The organism is Lelliottia wanjuensis (assembly GCF_030238365.1).
GTDB classification, from domain to species: Bacteria; Pseudomonadota; Gammaproteobacteria; order Enterobacterales; family Enterobacteriaceae; genus Enterobacter; species Enterobacter wanjuensis.
In genome coordinates this window covers 1-17,552 of sequence record NZ_JASSOT010000048.1, presented here as the reverse complement: position 1 = coordinate 17,552, position 17,552 = coordinate 1, and the positions used below count along the sequence as shown (strand labels likewise).

Below are 17,552 nucleotides of genomic sequence, written 5' to 3'. Positions count from 1 at the left end.
TGCTTTCGCTAGTAAACTGAGATACAGGTAAATTAGTCGCAAAGAGGGACATCGTGAACCCCATATTTTCAGTTGGTATCCAGTCATTATGGGACGAATTGCGCCACATGCCAGCCGGCGGAGTCTGGTGGATCAGTACGGATCGCAATGAAGATGCTATAAGTCTGGTAAATCAAACAATTGCGGCGCAAGAGCGCGACGCGAAAGTCGCGGCGATCGCGATGGGTGAAAACCCGAAGAAAATCTTTAGCCTCAATGATGAATGCGGGCCGGACAAAGTCCGTTTATTTTCCATGCCGGATGGGCAGGATGGTCTATACTTTTTGCCCCGCGATATTCAATGTAGCATTGACCCGCATCATTATTTAGTGGTGCTTAAATGCGCGAATAACGCCTGGCAAAATATATCCACAGAAAAATTGCGACTCTGGCTGGAAAAGATCAATAAATGGGTGCGAGATCAAAATTGCACGCTGCTGGTGGTCAGTCCCGGCAGTAATAATGATAAGCAGTTCTCATTTTTAATGAGTGAATATCGTTCTCTGTTTGGCCTGGCGAGTATCCGCCATCAGGCCGATAGCCATCTTTACGATATTGCGTTCTGGTGCAATGAAAAAGGCGTCAGCGCCCGACAACAGCTGTCACTGAAACATATTGATGATGAGTGGCATTTAGCCCAGCAGGAAGAGACTGTTGTCCAGCCGCGTAACGATGAAAAACGCATCCTGAGCCACGTCGCGGTATTAGAAGGTGCGCCAGCCCTCTCCGAACACTGGTCTTTGTTCGATACCAACGAAGCGCTGTTCAATGAAGCGCGTAACACTCAGGCCGCCACCATCGTCTTTTCGCTGACGCAAAATAACCAAATAGAGTCAATTGCCCGTCAAATCCATACCCTGCGCCGCCAGCGCGGCAGCGTGCTGAAAATCGTGGTGCGTGAAAACACCACCAGCCTGCGCGCTACGGACGAACGTCTGCTGCTCGGCTGCGGCGCGAATATGGTGATCCCGTGGAACGCCCCGCTCTCCCGCTGCCTGACGCTGCTGGAAAGTATTCAGGGCCAGCAGTTTAACCGTCACGTGCCGGAAGATATCACGACGCTGCTCTCCATGACCCAGCCGATGAAGCTGCGCGGCTACCAGAAATGGGACACCTTCTGCGACGCGGTAAGCAACATGATGAGCAACACGTTGTTACCGGCAGACGGCAAAGGGGTGATGGTCGCGCTGCGTCCGGTGCCAGGGATTCGCATCGAGCAGGCGCTGACCTTATGCCGTCCGAACCGCACCGGGGATATCATGACCATCGGCGATAATCGTCTGGTGCTGTTTTTATCCTTCTGCCGCATCAACGATCTCGATACCGCCCTCAACCACATCTTCCCGCTGCCAACCGGGGATATCTTCTCTAACCGGATGATCTGGTTCGAAGACAATCTGATCAGCGCCGAAATTGTGCAGATGAAACAGCTGGCACCGGAACAGTGGGGCAAACCGCTGCTGGTGGCGAGCGATACCAAGCCGGTGCTGAATGCCACCCACGATGGACACGTCTGGCGCAGGGTGCCTGAGCCGCTGCGTCTGCTGAGTGATGCCGAGGAGAGAGCCTCATCATGAACAACACCGACATTATTCAGCTGGTGATCCTCTGCGCGATCATCTTCTTCCCGCTTGGCTACTACGCGCGCCATTCGTTACGCCGTACCCGCGATACGGTGAGATTGCTGTTTGCAAAACCTCGCTATGTTAAATCAGCCGGAACACTGAAACGGGCTTCACACGTCAAGGCAAACCGAAAACATGACTAATTCTACCTATACCGCTTCGGCACCTTCGCCGCTTTGGCAATACTGGCGCGGCCTTTCCGGCTGGAACTTCTACTTTCTGGTGAAATTTGGCCTGCTCTGGGCGGGCTATCTCAATTTCCATCCGCTGCTGAACCTGGTGTTTATGGCATTTTTACTGATGCCGATTCCAAACCTGAAGCTGCACCGTCTGCGTCACTGGGTGGCGATCCCGATCGGCTTCGGGCTGTTCTGGCATGACACCTGGCTGCCTGGCCCGGAAAGCATCATGAGCCAGGGCTCGCAGGTCGCGGGCTTTAGCAGCGATTACCTGCTCGATCTGACGGAACGTTTTATTAACTGGCAGATGATTGGCGCTATTTTCGTGCTGCTGATTGCGTGGCTGTTCCTCTCTCAGTGGATCCGCGTCACGGTGTTTGTAGTGGCGATTATGATCTGGCTGAACGTCCTGACGCTGGCGGGCCCGAGCTTCTCCCTGTGGCCAGCCGGTCAACCGACGAATACCGTGACCACGACGGGCGGCAGTGCGGCACCGACGGTCGCGACGGCCGGTGAGACGGCAGTGATTGGCGATATTCCGGCGCAGACCGCGCCGCCGACCAGCGCCAATCTCAACACCTGGCTTTCCAGCTTCTATAACGCGGAAGATAAGCGTCAGACCAACTTCCCGGCGTCACTGCCTGCCGATGCGCAGCCGTTTGAACTGCTGGTGATTAACATCTGCTCCCTGTCGTGGGCAGACGTGGATGCGGCCGGTCTGGCGTCGCATCCGCTGTGGAAGCACTTCGACATTCAGTTCAAAGATTTCAACTCGGCGACCTCCTACAGCGGCCCGGCGGCGATTCGTCTGCTGCGCGCCAGCTGCGGTCAGCCGTCGCACAAAAACCTCTATCAGCCCGCGGGCAACCAGTGCTACCTGTTCGATAACCTCGAAAAACTGGGCTTCTCGCAGCACCTGATGCTCGGTCACAACGGCGTATTCGGTGACTTCCTGAAAGAAGTGCGCGAAAACGGCGGGATGCATGCCCCGCTGATGGACCAGACCGGCCTGCCGGTTCCGCTGCTGGGCTTTGACGGTTCGCCGGTTTATGACGACACCGCCACGCTGCAACGCTGGCTGCAAACGGTCGGCAAAGAAGATAACGCCCGTAGCGCGACCTTCTACAACACCCTGCCACTGCACGACGGGAACCACTATCCGGGTGTGAGCAAAACGGCGGATTACAAGGTTCGTGCGCAGAAGTTCTTCGATGAGCTGGATGCGTTCTTTACCGAGCTGGAGAAATCCGGTCGTCGGGTGATGGTGGTGGTCGTGCCGGAGCACGGCGGCGCGCTGAAAGGCGACAGAATGCAGGTGTCCGGTCTGCGCGACATCCCAAGCCCGTCGATCACCAACGTCCCGGCCGGGATTAAGTTCTTCGGCATGAAAGCGCCGCATCAGGGCGCGCCAATCGAAATCACTCAGCCCGTCAGCTATCTGGCGATTTCCGAACTGGTGGCGCGTGCGGTAGACGGGAAGTTGTTTGTGGAAGAGAGCGTGAACTGGAATCAGCTCACCAGCGGTCTGCCGCAGACGGCGGAAGTGTCTGAGAACGCGAATGCGGTGGTGATTCAGTACCAGAATAAACCGTATGTGCGGTTGAATGGTGGGGATTGGGTGCCGTATCCGCAGTAGGGTGCAGTGGTTTTCCCCTCACCCTAACCCTCTCCCAAAGGGAGAGGGGACTTTCTTTTCTCCCTCTCCCTGTGGGAGAGAGCCGGGGTGAGGGCACCAGACCGTACTACAGTTACCGCCCCGACACCCACACCAGCATCTTCAGACTCGCCGAATAATAGTCATCCTTCGCCGTAATCTCCGGTTCGCTCATCGCCTGCCCCATCGTTAAATCACGCACCGCCAGCAGACCGCCTTCCATCATGTAAGGCGCATACTCGTTGGTCGTGACATTCACCCACGCCGGGGTTTTCTCGCGGCTGAACTGCCCAAACCAGCTACGCCACGGCGTGAGCTGCGGGCTTTGCGGGTTATACCAGTGCAGATACAGCGGAATGCGGATCGCATCGTAGCTCATGCGCGGCGGCCAGGCTTTGGCGGGCGTGAGTTTGCCGCCTGCCGCGAGCGAAACCCAGTCGGTCGGCAGATTGGCCGTGCCGGAGCCCATCTTGCCGAGCAGCGTTTGCCCGTCTTTGATCAACTCGCGCCACACCTGCAGATGGGTGCGATCGGCAAAGGCCTGCCAGGCGGGGAAGATAAAGTACGACGGATTGAGGATCACTTCGCTGTTGAGGTTAAACCCGTTCGCGCCTGGCAGCATCACGCGTTGACCGGCGTAGCGGATCACCGTGTGGGAGACCAGCGCTTTGGTGATGGCATCCGAGGCGGCGCTGTAACGTGGGTCATGCCAGCGGGCGTCGGCTTTTAACAGCGCCCAGGCGATCATCGTATCGCCATCGGTGGCATCGTTTTTGTCAGTAATCGGGTCTGGTTCGACGGGGTTATAGCGCCAGTAAAACAGACCGTTATCTTTGTTCTTGAGCGTCGTGTCAGTCCACTGCCAGAGCTTATCAAACGCCGCTTTGTCGTCGCTCACCACCGCCATCAGCATGGCAAAACCTTGCCCTTCCGTGTGGGAGACGTTGCCGTTGCCGGTATCGACAATGCGACCATCCGGCATTAAAAAGCGCGCCTTGTAGCTCTCCCAGGCCTGACCGGCCTCGGAAAACGACGAAAAACAGAGACTCATCATGACCGCCAGTGCGGCGCATGCGGGCTTTCTCATCATTCACTCACTGTGGGTTGTGGTAACGGAACTGCACGTCCGAAATCGAAAAAATGCGCTCGCGACTGACCGTCACATGCGCTTTCCCGCCCTGCCCTTGCATCCAGCGGACATAGAGCCCTTCCAGTATTGCACAGAAGGCGTGACACCAGCGGGTTTGCCGATCCTCGTTGCGGCTGACGGGCAGCGCCTGATGGCGCAGGGTCAAATCGGTCTCGCGGGTGTCTAACTCCACGCAGCCCCAGCCAAAACGCGCCAGTTGGGCGTTGATGTTCGCTTCCAGCTCGCCGACGGTTTCCGACGGCGGAAGCGGGAACTGTTCAGCCAGCGCCACGCCCATCTGATGCAGGAACGGCTGGCTTTCGAGTTCGCCGACGTTGCGCACCATGCCGTCTACCATCAGCGCCAGCAGATCGAACCAGCCTTCCGGCGTTTGCTGCGCGCGAAACCAGCTCAGCACCGCGGGATTATCCATCGTCGTTGTCATTATTTATCTCCCAGCATGTAGCGGAAATAGAGTCCCGCCGTACTTTCGTTATAGCTGCCAAAGGTGTCGTAACCCACTTTGCCGCCGATGGTCATGTCTTTGTTGACGGTGTAATCCACCCCGGCGCGCATCGTGTAGCCGATCCCGTTTTCGGAGGTGCCTTTGTAGCGGGCCTCTTTGGCAAACCCGCTCTCCACGGCCCCTTCCAGCAGCTGCTGCCAGCTGTCGTTAGTCGGGAAGTAATCGCTGCTGTCCTGGCTGTAAGACTGGTAGCCCACGGAGCCGCCCAGTTTCAGCTTCCAGTTGTCGATTTTTTGCGAGTAGTCGACAGGCAGCGAGACGCTGACGTAGTTTTGCGGGCTGAAATAGCCGCCCTGACCAAAGGTGAACTGACTGAGGTTTTTCGAGAAATCCATCCAGCTCATGCTGAGCCCGGTTTTCACCTCGCGGAAATCGTCGTGATACGGACGCAGATAAACCCCGGCGTTGGCATTGATGCTGGTGTTGCTTGCCACGTTTTCGCCGAGATAGCTGTAACCGCCACCGCCCGCGTAGAAACCGGCGTCGCCATCGTCATAGCTCAGTTGCAGGCTGCCGCCGTTTTTGGTGACGCGCCCCCAGCGTTTGCCAGAGTATTTGTCCTCAAGCCCGACGTAGGAAAGCAGGCTGTCCGTGACCGCGCGGCGCTCTCCGGTCATGATCAGCGATAGATAATTGGTGAGTTTCGGCGACCATTTCACGCCGCCCACCAGCGTGCTGAGATCTTGCCCGAGCGGCGTACTGCCGATATCCAGACGATAATCCTTCCCGCTCAGCGCCATGTTCAGCTCCACGCCGTTCGCTTTTTGCGAGTCCGTCGAGACATCACCCGGCTGATTGACGTTCGCTTTCAGGTTTGAGGCTTCAAGGTACTCCCCGACCCGACCGCTGTCGTAAGCCCCGAGCTTCGCCAGGTTCAGCTGACCGTCGGAACTGGTGAGGTTGAAGTCGTTGCTGTCCAGCGTGCCTAAATCCACCAGCGCGGCGGCCCCCGGATGCGCGGCGAGATAAGTCGCGCGCTCCGTGGCGTTCATTGCCGCAATGGCTTTCTGCTCGTTGGTCGCCGTGGAAACCATGTTCGATGCGGCGTTCGCCAGCGGGTTGGAGCCGAAGCGACGCCATGCGTCACCGCTGGCGCTGCCTGCGCTGAGGGTGATCGGCGTGGCGGTGAATTCAAAGCGCGATTCGCCAAACGGTGAGCTGGACCAGGTGAGCGGCGCTTTGGCTTCGGTCAGCTTGCTGGTGCCCGATTCGCCATCGCGCCCGCGCACGTCGACCTCGCCCTGCAGCCACATGCCGGTCTGTTCGTTCATCTGCTGCATCATGTCGTCGACCTGACGCAGAGTGCGGCTCTGGGCCGTCTCCTGTGGCAGATCGGGGCGCGTGGTGCCCGGCAGCGTCGAACCCGGCTCGCGTGCCGTCTGTGCCAGCTGCCACGGCAGCCCGCTGTCGCTGGAGGCCGTGGCGCCCACCGCCTGCGCGGTGCGGCTGGTGGTGGTGAACGGGTTATCCGCCAGCAGCAAACCGCCCATCGTCGGCGTGGCCGAACTGTTGGTGGATTGCAGCCCCAGCAGTTTGCCGCGCGCGCTGCGCAGATAGGTCATCGCCTGCTGATGGTTGCCCTGCGCCTCTTCCAGACGCGCCAGCAAGACCAGACGCTCAGGAGAGTTATTGGTTTGCAGACCGTTGGCGAGCTGTTTCGCCTTCGTCACGTTGTCTTCGGCCAGCGCCACGTCGATAGCCCCGGCGCGCGCATCCTGATCCGGCGTGTCGCGCGTCATCAGGTAGTCGTAAACCACGCCCGCCTCTTTGTTCATTTTGCCGGTCTGATACAGACGCGCCATCGCGAACATCAGGTCGGTATTCTGCGGGTCGCTTTGCAGGGCGCGGATCAGCTTGTCGTACGCCGCCGCATAGTTACCCTGCTCGCGCAGCTGGTCCGCTTCGTTGATGACGTATCCGTTCCGCACGCCCGCCAGCTGTGTCGGCGTGCTGCGTGACAGCAGTTCCGGGTTCGAGAGGAAGCTCTGAGCTTCGCCGCTCAGCCCGGCCTGGTTGAGGACGGAAACCTGATCGGCATAATCGCCCGCGTTACCCTGCACGCCCTCACGCATGTTGCTGCGCACGACGGCCACCGCGCCGGTCAGATCGCCGCTCTGCGCCAGCATTCTGGCGAGTTTGCCCGCATCAGCCGGGTTTTCCGGGGGACGCGTGGAGAGGGTTTTCAGGGTATTGGCCGCCGCGACGGAATTGCCCTGCGCCAGATAACGTTCTGCTGTCGCCATCTGCAGGTTGTAGTTCACCCGCTGGGCCAGCTCGCGCATCTGCGGCGTCTGGCTGGCCGGAGAGATGCGCGACAGAATGGTTTGCGACTGCTGCCACGCCCCGTTTTCGCTGGCGAACAGCGCCGCCGCGTAGAGTGAGCTGGCGCCTGCTCCCTGACGGAACGCAGGCTGCATCACCGAGGCGGCTTCGCCGTCGGCACCGGATTTTTGCAGCAAACGCGCCAGATCGAGACGCAACCAGGGATCGTCCGGCAGTCGGGAAATCCCCTCGCGCAGAATCGCAATCGCCTGCTGCGTGTTGCCATTGGCGGCGGCCTGCTGCGCCTGACGGCGAATCGGATCGCCCGGCAAACCGGACACCACGCGCGGCTGGAGTTTCGCCTGCAAGCTGGCCGGAAGCGTGCGGAGCATCGCCTGGGCTTCTTCAGTTTTGTTCTGCTCTTTCAGGACGTAATAGAGGTTTTCCCGTGCAGCACCGTTGTTCGGCTGCTGGTTCACCAGCTCGCGCAGGGTCTGTTCGGCCTGCGGATAATCTTTGTTGTGGCGCAGGACATCGGCGCGGAACAGCTTCGCCGCCGTGCCGCGTTCGCCGCTCTGCTGCACCAGCGGGGCCGAGAGCGCCAGCGCCTGGCTCACGTTGCCCTCTTTCAGCGCCTGCTGCGCCTGGGCGAGCTGACCGTAAAAGGCGGCGTCATCGGCCTGCTGCTGGCGTTCCGTAGAGGCATCGCCGCCCTGACTGGCGGCACGTCCCAGATATTGCGCGGCGGCCTGATAATCCCCGCTGCGCTGAGCGATGTAGCCCATCCCGGCGAGTGCATCAGCGTCCTGCGGGTTGGTTTGCAGCACTTGTTCAAACTGGCGCTTCGCCGCGTCCGTATTCCCGCTGTTGAGCGCGGTATAGCCTTCGCCTTTCGCCGCACCGCCGACGTTTTTGCGGTAGTAGGCCTGGACTTCGCTGTCCTGCGGATGGCGTTGCAGCCAGGTGTCGTAGAACTGTTCATCGCCCGCTTTTGGGCCTAACCACAGCAGGGCCTGGCGCAAACCGGCGTCCGCGTCTTTGCTGCCGCTCGCCATCTGCTGGAGCTGGATAATCCCGTCGCGGCGCGTGCTCTCCTGCCAGGTGAGCATTTTACCCAGCGCCACACGCGCGGCGTTGTCCTGCGGATTCTGCGCCGCAAAACGCTGCAGTTCGGCCAGCGCTTGTGGATAGAGCGATTTATCGCTTCCCATCGTCTGGTAATACTCCGGCGCGAGGCTCGCGGGCGGCGTATCACCGTTGAACAGGGTTTTCCAGGTCTCAAGGGCCGCCGGAATGTTGCCGCTGCGCGCCTGCTGACGCGCCAGAGTGAGCGTGCCCTGCGGAACCTGCGTCATCTGTTTGGCGTTATCCAGCGCCTGCAAACCGCCATCATTCGGCGAGACTTTTGCCAGCCGCGCGCGCCACTGCGCCGCTGCCTGCAAATCGCCGTTTTGCTGCGCCCACAGGGCCATCAGATAGAGCGCCTGGGTGTTGTTGGCATCGACCATCAGCACCTTTTTCAGCGACTCGCTTGCCAGATCGTCGTGAGACTTTTCGTGCCAGTAATTGGCCTGGTCAAACAGCGCTTTCAGCGCCGCCTCGTTTTGTGCGGCCTGCGCCGCGCCGCCAAACGCCAGCACGCCGGAAAGACAGATCGCCGATTTTAAGGTTATTTTTTTCACTTTCCGCTCTCCGGATTCAGGCGCTTACGCGCACGCTTTTTCAGCCAGGCGTACAGGCCCAGACCGGTCAGCGAACTCATGATCAGACCCAGGATCGCCAGCAGGGCCGAGTGCTGGTTGGCGTACCAGACAATCATCATTTGGGTCGGCATTTCACCGCTCGGGAACTGCGATCCAACGCGGAAACTGCGCACGCCGTTTTCGTTGGTGATGATTGCCGCGTCGCCGCGGATCCCGGCGTTGATGCGCGCGGAAGTTAAATCGTCATGCAGGCGAGAGAGCTGGTCGTCGTTGCTGCCGAGCGCCATCACTACCAGGCGGTCGCTGCTCCACGGGGAGCGGAAGCTGACAAACCCGCGCCACGCTTCGTTGGAGGAGAAGTAACGGTCGGCTTCAACGCCGTCGGAGGTCCAGTCGCCCGCCAGCCAGCGCTGCAGTTTTTGCCAGGTGGTTGGCGTGCGCACGCCCAGGGTGTTGTCGTGAGAGGTAAACGGCGATTCGTTCAGCAGGGCCTGGTTGAAATCGTGCTGCGCCATGCCGCTCACCGCCAGTACGTCGCGGGTGCGCAGTAGCTCCAGGTTGCCGCCCGCCGTTGGCACGCCGAGCACCACGCGGTTGTTGTAAAGCGCGGTGCCGGTGGCGTTACCGGATCGTGCGGCCATATCCAGCAGCGTGGCGATCTGGGTTTCCGTCGGCTGCTCAGGCAGGAGCAGCACCGTCTGGGAGTAGTCCGCCAGACGGGTGAACGGGAAGGATGCGCCGACGAAGTACGACAGATTCGGCAGGAGCGAGAAGTGACGCGTGTGGCTCAGATCGATCCACGAATCTTCGTCGATGCGGCTCTTGATGTTGTTGTTCAGCAGCACGCTGCACGGCGCGTTCTCTTTCGCGGTGATGTTGAAATAGAGCGATAGCTGGTTATCACCGTAGATCATGTACGGCTCCAGCGGCATATCGAACTTCTCCTGCCGCGCGTCGCCACCCACTTTGTGCCACAAGGTTTCCAGCGCGCCCTGTTTGTTGACCGGCAGGTTGTGCAGGAAAGTGTCGTTCATGGTCATGCTGAGCCAGGAGCGATTTTCGTCAATCCAGCTCTCCGTCGGGAAGCGGTAGCCGATGTGCAGCGGAATGGTTTCGCCGTCCCACAGGAACAGATCCGGCGCGGCGCGGAACGCCACGCGCAGAGGCGCATGCCAGATCCCGGTGACGGTCAGGCTTTGATCCTTGCGGATCAGCTCTGAGAGCTTCACCGGACGATCCGTTGGGATCCAGCGCGGGGCGTCGTAAGGTTTGCTCGCCGGGATCGTCTGCGCGGGGATCGTGGTGCTGGCGGTTTGCAGGGCAAAGTTGCCGCGCGTCAGTCGCCATGCCGCCGTGCGCAGCGCCGCTTCGTCGTTCCCGACAACCAGCAGCAGTTTGTACACCGGGTTCGCCGGGTTATCGATCACCTGTAGCATCGGCTGGGTGGATTGCGGCAGCGTCAGGCCGCCGATTTTATCGCCCGGATGGCCGATCAGAATGCCGTTTTTCTCCGGCAGCCGGTCGTGCAGCGCCGCGAAGGAGACGCCGCGATAATCGGCCTGAATACCGAGCCAGGAGGAGATCAACGCCGCGGCGCTGAGGGCATCGCTGCTGAGCGTCGGGCCAAAAGCAAAGGCGATCGCCGCAGGGGTCATCTGCATACTGTCGAAGAACGGGCGCGGGAAATGGCTCAGGTCGGAGCCGATATCCAGCTGCTGCCCTTCCAGCTCGAAACGCGAATCCGGCAGGATGGTGACGCGATATTTATCCGACAGATCGCGCTGGCATTGCATCGCGTCCCCGTCGTTGATTTTCAGGCTCAGATTGTTGCTGGAGACCAGCAGCGCCGCCGGGATATCCAGCTGGAAGCGGGAGATGTCGCTGTCCGCCGCGCCCAGCGGCACGGTGCCCAGCGGCTGGCCGTTGAGCATCAGCTGCATAGTGGCGTTGCGCGTCGCCATCGCGGGCGAGACTTTCACATTCAGCGAAAGCTGGGCGTTGGTGATCACCTGGTCGACCGGCAGGGTGAAGTTCATCCCGCCCTGCAGCTGGCCGCCGCTCAGCACCAGCCCCTGCGGCTGGCCCATCTGCGCCACGCTGATGCTGTTCACCGTAGAAGGGACAAAGGTCGGGAGCGCCGCCGGGGCGGGCGCGGGCATGTCGACCGGCAGCAGCGATTCGACGGTGGTTTCTTCGCTGTGCAGCGGCAGCGCAAACAGCGATGCCGCAAGCAAAGTGAGTTTTGTCAGCTGTTTCATGCGTTGCCGTCCTCCTGGACCTGCGCCTGCGCGCGGCGGTTCTCCCGGCGCGTTTTCCACGTCAGCCAGAAGAGATCAAACACGCAGCGCACGATGGTCAGCAGCGAACGGAACGGGTTGTCCTGCGGTTTTGGCGGCTGGATCCACGCATCGGCACGGGCCAGCACCACGCGCACCAGCTCACGGCGGCGCGCCAGGGGGATATCTTCAAACATCAGGCGAATAAACTGTTCGTCCGTGGCGACCACTTTGACCGGAATGCTGATCGCGCCGGATTGAAGTAATAGCTCGACCTCTTCGATGTCGTCCGTCAGATGGCGCTCGTCCGGGAGCTCCACGCGGCAGCCGCCCATCGACAGATCGGCGGTCTGGCTGCGGGAAGAGATACCGCTGGCGTAGTGGATCAGCACCGGGATTTTGACGTCGATGCGGATGGTTTTGCGCGTCTGGCGCGTTTCACGGGCGACGGCGATCGCCGCCAGCAGGAAGATCAGGCTGTAGAGTCCCCAGCCAACGTTCAGGGCGATCACGCTCGGGTCCACGCCGTAGTAGTCATGGGCGCAGGCGCGGACAATGCCGGCGATGACGCCAATACCTAACAGGATCGCAATCACCAGATGCGGGCGCACGACGCGGAAATCGAAGTAACCGACGTTGAGCAGCGCCCCTTTGTCCGTCACGTTGAACTTGCCGCGTTTCGGGAACACCATGGTGACGACGGTCGGCAGCACCAGGTGGAACGCCAGCACTAAGTCGTAAATTTCACCCCAGAAGCTGTAGCGATAGCGGCCGTTCATGCGCGAGTTCAGGTAAATCGCCAGGAACAGATGCGGCAACGCGTAGGCAAAGACCAGGCCCGCCGACGAGTGGATGATGTTGAGGTTAAACAGCAGATAGGCCAGCGGCGCGGTCAGGAAGGCGATGCGCGGCAGAGCAAACTGGTAATAGAGCATGGCGCTGAGGTAGCACAGGCGCTGCTGAATGGTCAGGCCGCGGCCAAAGAGCGGGTTATCCAGACGGAAAATCTGCGTCATCCCGCGCGCCCAGCGGGTACGCTGAATCACGTGCAGGACCAGACGCTCGGTGGCAAGACCGGCTGCTAGCGGAATATCGAGGAACGCGGATTTCCAGCCGAGGCGCTGCATCTTCAGCGCGGTGTGGGCATCTTCCGTCACCGTTTCCACGGCGAAGCCACCGATCTCTTCCAGCGCGCTGCGGCGGATCACCGCACAGGAGCCGCAAAAGAAGGTCGCGTTCCAGTTATCGTTGCCCTGCTGAATCGGGCCGTAGAACAGTGTTCCTTCGTTCGGGATATTGCGCCCGACGGAGAGGTTACGCTCGAACGGGTCGGGCGAGTAGAAGTAGTGCGGCGTTTGCACCAGCGCCAGTTTCGGATCTTTCAGGAACCCGCCCACCGTCGCCTGCAGGAAAATACGCGTGGCGACGTGGTCGCAGTCGAAGACGGTGATCAGCTCGCCCTGGGTGAGTTTCATCGCGTGGTTGAGGTTGCCCGCTTTCGCGTGGGAGTTGTCGTTGCGCGTGATGTATCCCACGCCGACGTCCGCCGCAAAGACGGCGAACTCGCGGCGCTTACCGTCATCGAGCAGGTAGATTTTCATTTTGTCGCGCGGGTAGTCGATGCACTGTGCGGCCAGCACCGTGTCGCGTACCACGTCCAGCGATTCGTTATAGGTCGGGATATAGACGTCGACCGTCGGCCAGAGCGACATGTCGTCCGGCAGCGGAACAATCTCGCGCTTGAGCGGCCAGATGGTTTGCAGGTAGTTCAGCAGGAGCAGGACCCAGACGTAGACCTCGGCGAGGAATAAACCCATCCCGAGAATCGTCTCAATCTCGGAATTAAAATGCAGGGTTTGCGTCAGGCGGAAATACATATAGCGGGTCGACATCAATAATGACATCACCACCATAATCACGGAAATACTGCGTCTTTTGCTGAAGCCCATTAAAAACAGCAGGCCAATGCTGATAAAGCCAAAGATATATTGTTTCTGGCTGTCCATCGGCGTAATGACGATCAGCAGCGCAATGGGGATCATTGCTAACGTCAGCAAAATAAAAAGAAACTTTTTCATAGGTCGCCCTGGGTGAATTTAGAACCCTGACTTACGCGGAAGGGTGTGAACAGTGCCGTCACCCACTTTGACGCCCAGAATGCCGGCGACTTTTTTGGCGATAAGCTCAATGTCGAAGGCTGCGGCTGAGGCTGGGCTAAAGTCGAAGACGGACTGTTGAGAGGCGTTGGCTTCCCCGACACTTTCGTCGCGGTGAACCACACCCAGTAGCTTATCGCCGAGTTTATTCTCGACGAAGGTGGTGACATCCCGGCTGATCTGACGGCGGTTGTCGCTTTGGTTGAGAACGAAATAGTGCCCGGCTTTGTGGTTGAGCACCCCGCCCGTCAGGCGCTGATTCTCAATTTGCGGCAGCAGAGAGAGGGACGCGGTGTCGGCAAGGAGAGTAATCAAATGCAGATCGGCCAGGCGCGACATGGCTTTTAACGCCGGTGATGGGCCAGGAGGAAAATCGGCGACGATAATCAGGCCCGGATAGTTGAGCAGCGTGCTCAGCCCGCGCGTGAGAAAGTGCTCATCATTGGTGAGTCGCTCCTCAAACGCCATGCGCTGCTCTTCGCTGGCATCGCCGTACGGCAGCACGAACAGGTTTCCGCCGGCGGTGAGGACAAACTGGCTCCAGTCGGAGGATTCCGCGACTTTGGCCACGTATCCGCGGCTGTCGGAAAGGGGAACGCCGAAGTGCAGACGCAGCGCGTTTTGCACATCGAAATCCAGCGCCAGCACTTTGCTTCCCGAGCGCGCCAGGGCGTAAGCCAGGTTGGCGGTCATGGTCGTTTTCCCCACGCCGCCTTTTGGCGAGCAAACGCAAATTAACGGCATGTGGCGATCCTTTCCAGCAGGGAATTCAGGGGCTGATTCTTTTCAGCGGCGGGTTTTGGCGTGCTTGCGACGGGCGCAAACAGGCGTGAGAAATTCACATCCGTCGGAGCCTGAACCGGTACTGGCGCAGCGGCGCGGATCGGGGCCGGTGCTGGTATGGGTGCGGATGGAGTCTCTGGTTGGGTAGCCAGCTGTTCAGCGACGCCCTGGAAAATCGACGGGGCATGAGCGGGAACCACGTCGGCAGTGACGATTTCTGCCACTGGGGCGGCTTCGGCCAGCGTGAAAGTTTCGGCGCTCACGGGCTGCGGTGCGGCGACGGAAACGTGCCCGCCTTGCGCAAACGCCTGGGTTTCCGTCTGAGGCGTCAGCTGGTTGAGAATGGCCCAACTCCCCTGATCGCTCGCCTGGTTTTGAACAGAAAAGTCTTTGAAATCGAGCGCTTGATTGCGCGTTTTATCCTTAAATCGCTGCAAATCATCATAATGATTCATAGTTATACTCATGATTTACAAATAAATAATGTACACACCACGGTTTGTCATTAGTGGCCATTGACGATCAACAGACGTGTTTTATTCAGGTGTAGGTGTACAGTCACGTTACGGTTTTACCCGTACGCTTATTTTTGGCATGTTTAAATTATGGTTTTATTACTGAAAGACTTATTTACAGCATATGCATAATCATCTACTCGACACATGCTAACTGTTTTTAACCCAGAAAAATACCGAAGTGTTTTTGGTTTTAGTTAAGCGGAACTAAGGGGATTAACATTCAGTTTTGACTTTAAAAGCAGTGCTCTGTATGGATAAAATTGAATTACAAAGAACTAAAGACTGACCAGGATGATTCTTACTTTAATAAAACGTTACTCTGTGAAATATTTTGAAATACATTTTCGCCGTTATTATTTTATGGAAATCGTTAACCCCTTATTCTGGTTAATATTATTTATATCCCTACCATTTTAGGGGGGAGGCGAAGAAAGTGATAAAAAAGGGAGCCACAGGCTCCCTCAGGTTATTCCGCACTTCTTAGTGAGATTTCACCGCCAACCCACGGCTTAAGAACACCATCTTGCTCAAGCAAGAGCGCCCCCTGGGCATCGATACCGCGGGAAACACCGAAGATCTCTTTGTCGCCAATGATCAGCTTCACCGGGCGATGAATAAAGTTGTCGAGCTTCTCCCAGCGGGAGAGGAACGGTGCCAGCCCGTCCTGCTCAAAGAGCGTCAACGCGTCGCGCAGATCTTTAATCAGACGAACGGCGAGGGTGTTGCGGTCGATGGTGATGCCCGCTTCCTGCAGCGTGATCCAGCCCTGATTGACGATGTCAGACTGCACCTGGCGCATCACCATGTTAAGACCCGCGCCGATCACGATCTGCGCGGCATCTCCGGTTTTGCCTGTCAGTTCGACTAAAATACCGGCCAGTTTACGATCGTTCAGATAGAGATCGTTTGGCCATTTTACGCGGACTTTGTCTGCGCCCAGATCGTGCAGCACTTCGGCCATCACGATGCCAATCACCAGACTTAAGCCAATGGCGGCGGCGGGACCTTGCTCAAGACGCCAGAACATCGACAGATAGAGGTTGGCGCCAAAAGGCGAGAACCACTTGCGGCCGCGGCGACCGCGACCAGCCTGCTGATATTCGGCAACGCAGCAGTCACCCGAGTTGAGGCTGCTGATGCGGTCGAGTAAATACTGGTTGGTTGAATCGATAACCGGTAAGACCGTCACTTTCCCCTGGTCAAGCTGACGACAAATCACCTCTTCATCCAGTAACTGGATGGGTTCGGGCAGGCTGTAGCCTTTTCCCGGAACGGTGAAGACATCCACGCCCCAGTCGCGCAGGGTTTGAATGTGCTTGTTGATTGCCGCGCGGCTCATGCCGAGGCGTTCACCCAGCTGCTCGCCAGAGTGAAACTCACCGTCAGCCAGGATGCTAATCAGTGTTAACGGGACGGTGTTATCTTTCACGCAATTGTCTCCACGGCGTTCACTTCACCAGTACGACCAATAAAGCGGACTTCCGGCTCAAGCCAGACGTTGAATTTATCGCCCACGCACTGGCGAACGTGATGGGCCAGGCGCACGACATCTTCACTGGTCGCGTTATTCTCATTGATGAGCACCAGTGCCTGCTGGCGATGCACCGCTGCGCCACCCTCGACCGCGCCTTTGAGCTGACATTGATCGATTAGCCAGCCCGCGGCCAGTTTTACGCTGCCATCTGCCTGCGGATAATGTGGCGCATTGGGCCATTGTGCGAGCAGGGCTTGTGCCGTTTCGCTACCGATCACCGGGTTTTTGAAGAAGCTACCGGCGTTACCATTCACCTTCGGGTCGGGCAGTTTGGTCATGCGCATGTGGCAGACGGCATCAAACACATCGCGAGGCGTTACGGTTTGCGGATCAAGGCGCGTCAAATCACCGTAGGTTAAGACCGGCTGCCACTGTTTTGCCAGACGCAGGCCAACAGAAACAATGACATAGCGATCCTGGTATTCATGTTTGAAGATGCTGTCGCGGTAGCCAAAACGGCATTGCTCGGCCGTCAGTCGGCTGGCTTTGCCCGTTGCCAGCTCGATGCAGTCGACATACTCGCAAACATGTTTCAGCTCGATGCCGTAGGCACCGATATTTTGAATGGGGGACGATCCTGCACATCCGGGAATGAGCGCCAGATTTTCCAGGCCAGCCATCCCATGCTCGAGGGTGAATTGCACCAGCTTGTGCCAGTTTTCACCTGCCCCGATGTGCAAATGCCAGCTGTCTTCTGTCTCGGTGACATCAATACCTGAAATGCGGTTCACAATGACCGTACCGGCGAAATCATCAAGAAAGAGAACGTTACTCCCCTCGCCGAGGATCAGGACAGGTTGGTGATTTTCAGTGGCGGTTTTCCACGCGTCGAGCAGTTGCTGAGCGTTTTCGGCGCGCACGATATTGTTGGCATTACGTTGAATGCCAAAGGTATTCCAGGGCTTAAGGGAGTGATTCATAGATGCTATCCTGATGCAAAATCAGGGATAGTTTACCGTATATGTGCGGGGATGGGGGATTAGTTTGCTGCGTCGTGAAGGGGATCTGATGTTCGATAAAAACGCAAAAAGGCCATCCTTTCGGATGGCCTCTTCACTTAATTGATGCCTGGCAGTTCCCTACTCTCACATGGGGAGACCCCACACTACCATCGGCGCTACGGCGTTTCACTTCTGAGTTCGGCATGGGGTCAGGTGGGACCACCGCG

12 protein-coding genes and 1 rRNA gene are annotated in these 17,552 nt (G+C 58.6%); 3 read left to right on the top strand and 10 right to left on the bottom strand.

The window, feature by feature from the left end; genetic code table 11:
* The first annotated feature begins 53 nt into the window (after positions 1–53).
* From bcsE to bcsG, 3 genes are read left to right on the top strand one after another with little or no spacing between them, the layout of a single operon-like run.
* Positions 54–1,616: a cellulose biosynthesis c-di-GMP-binding protein BcsE gene (gene bcsE / locus QQF33_RS04290; RefSeq protein WP_285157430.1), complete on the top strand. Its 1,563-nt coding sequence runs from the start codon at positions 54–56 to the stop codon at positions 1,614–1,616.
* Positions 1,613–1,807: a cellulose biosynthesis protein BcsF gene (gene bcsF, locus QQF33_RS04285; RefSeq protein ID WP_282492839.1), complete on the top strand. Its 195-nt coding sequence runs from the start codon at positions 1,613–1,615 to the stop codon at positions 1,805–1,807. Before bcsE ends, bcsF begins: the two co-directional genes overlap by 4 nt.
* Positions 1,800–3,479: a cellulose biosynthesis protein BcsG gene (gene bcsG, locus QQF33_RS04280; protein ID WP_285157429.1), complete on the top strand. Its 1,680-nt coding sequence runs from the start codon at positions 1,800–1,802 to the stop codon at positions 3,477–3,479. The genes bcsF and bcsG overlap by 8 nt, the downstream gene beginning before the upstream one ends.
* Positions 3,480–3,591: 112 nt before the next feature.
* Here bcsG and QQF33_RS04275 read toward each other — a convergent pair whose 3' ends face one another.
* The 10 genes from QQF33_RS04275 to rrf form a co-directional block, all read right to left on the bottom strand.
* A complete protein-coding gene (locus tag QQF33_RS04275) occupies positions 3,592–4,584 on the bottom strand; it encodes a glycosyl hydrolase family 8 (RefSeq protein ID WP_285157428.1) in 993 nt (330 codons plus the stop codon).
* A 7-nt stretch (positions 4,585–4,591) separates the two neighbouring features.
* Positions 4,592–5,071, bottom strand: coding sequence for a cellulose biosynthesis protein BcsD (bcsD, locus tag QQF33_RS04270; RefSeq protein WP_285146069.1), 480 nt, complete (start codon positions 5,069–5,071; stop codon positions 4,592–4,594).
* Positions 5,071–9,096, bottom strand: a complete 4,026-nt coding sequence (locus QQF33_RS04265) for a cellulose biosynthesis protein BcsC (protein WP_285157427.1) — start codon at positions 9,094–9,096, stop codon at positions 5,071–5,073. Before QQF33_RS04265 ends, bcsD begins: the two co-directional genes overlap by 1 nt.
* On the bottom strand, positions 9,093–11,375 hold the full coding sequence (bcsB, locus tag QQF33_RS04260) for a cellulose biosynthesis cyclic di-GMP-binding regulatory protein BcsB (protein ID WP_285157426.1): 2,283 nt from the start codon (positions 11,373–11,375) through the stop codon (positions 9,093–9,095). The genes QQF33_RS04265 and bcsB overlap by 4 nt, the downstream gene beginning before the upstream one ends.
* Complete coding sequence (bcsA, locus tag QQF33_RS04255) at positions 11,372–13,471, bottom strand: UDP-forming cellulose synthase catalytic subunit (RefSeq protein ID WP_285150161.1); 2,100 nt, start codon at positions 13,469–13,471, stop codon at positions 11,372–11,374. The genes bcsB and bcsA overlap by 4 nt, the downstream gene beginning before the upstream one ends.
* Before the next feature lie 18 nt (positions 13,472–13,489).
* A complete protein-coding gene (gene bcsQ / locus QQF33_RS04250; RefSeq protein ID WP_285157425.1) occupies positions 13,490–14,293 on the bottom strand; it encodes a cellulose biosynthesis protein BcsQ in 804 nt (267 codons plus the stop codon).
* Entirely contained in the window at positions 14,284–14,787 is a 504-nt protein-coding gene (gene bcsO, locus QQF33_RS04245) for a cellulose biosynthesis protein BcsO (RefSeq protein WP_285157424.1), read from the bottom strand. Before bcsO ends, bcsQ begins: the two co-directional genes overlap by 10 nt.
* Before the next feature lie 529 nt (positions 14,788–15,316).
* Positions 15,317–16,279, bottom strand: coding sequence for a bifunctional biotin--[acetyl-CoA-carboxylase] ligase/biotin operon repressor BirA (gene birA, locus QQF33_RS04240; protein WP_282492830.1), 963 nt, complete (start codon positions 16,277–16,279; stop codon positions 15,317–15,319).
* Positions 16,276–17,304, bottom strand: coding sequence for a UDP-N-acetylmuramate dehydrogenase (gene murB / locus QQF33_RS04235; RefSeq protein ID WP_285157423.1), 1,029 nt, complete (start codon positions 17,302–17,304; stop codon positions 16,276–16,278). Before murB ends, birA begins: the two co-directional genes overlap by 4 nt.
* 146 nt (positions 17,305–17,450) lie before the next feature.
* Positions 17,451–17,552: ribosomal RNA gene (gene rrf, locus QQF33_RS04230) — 5S ribosomal RNA — on the bottom strand; the annotation flags it as partial.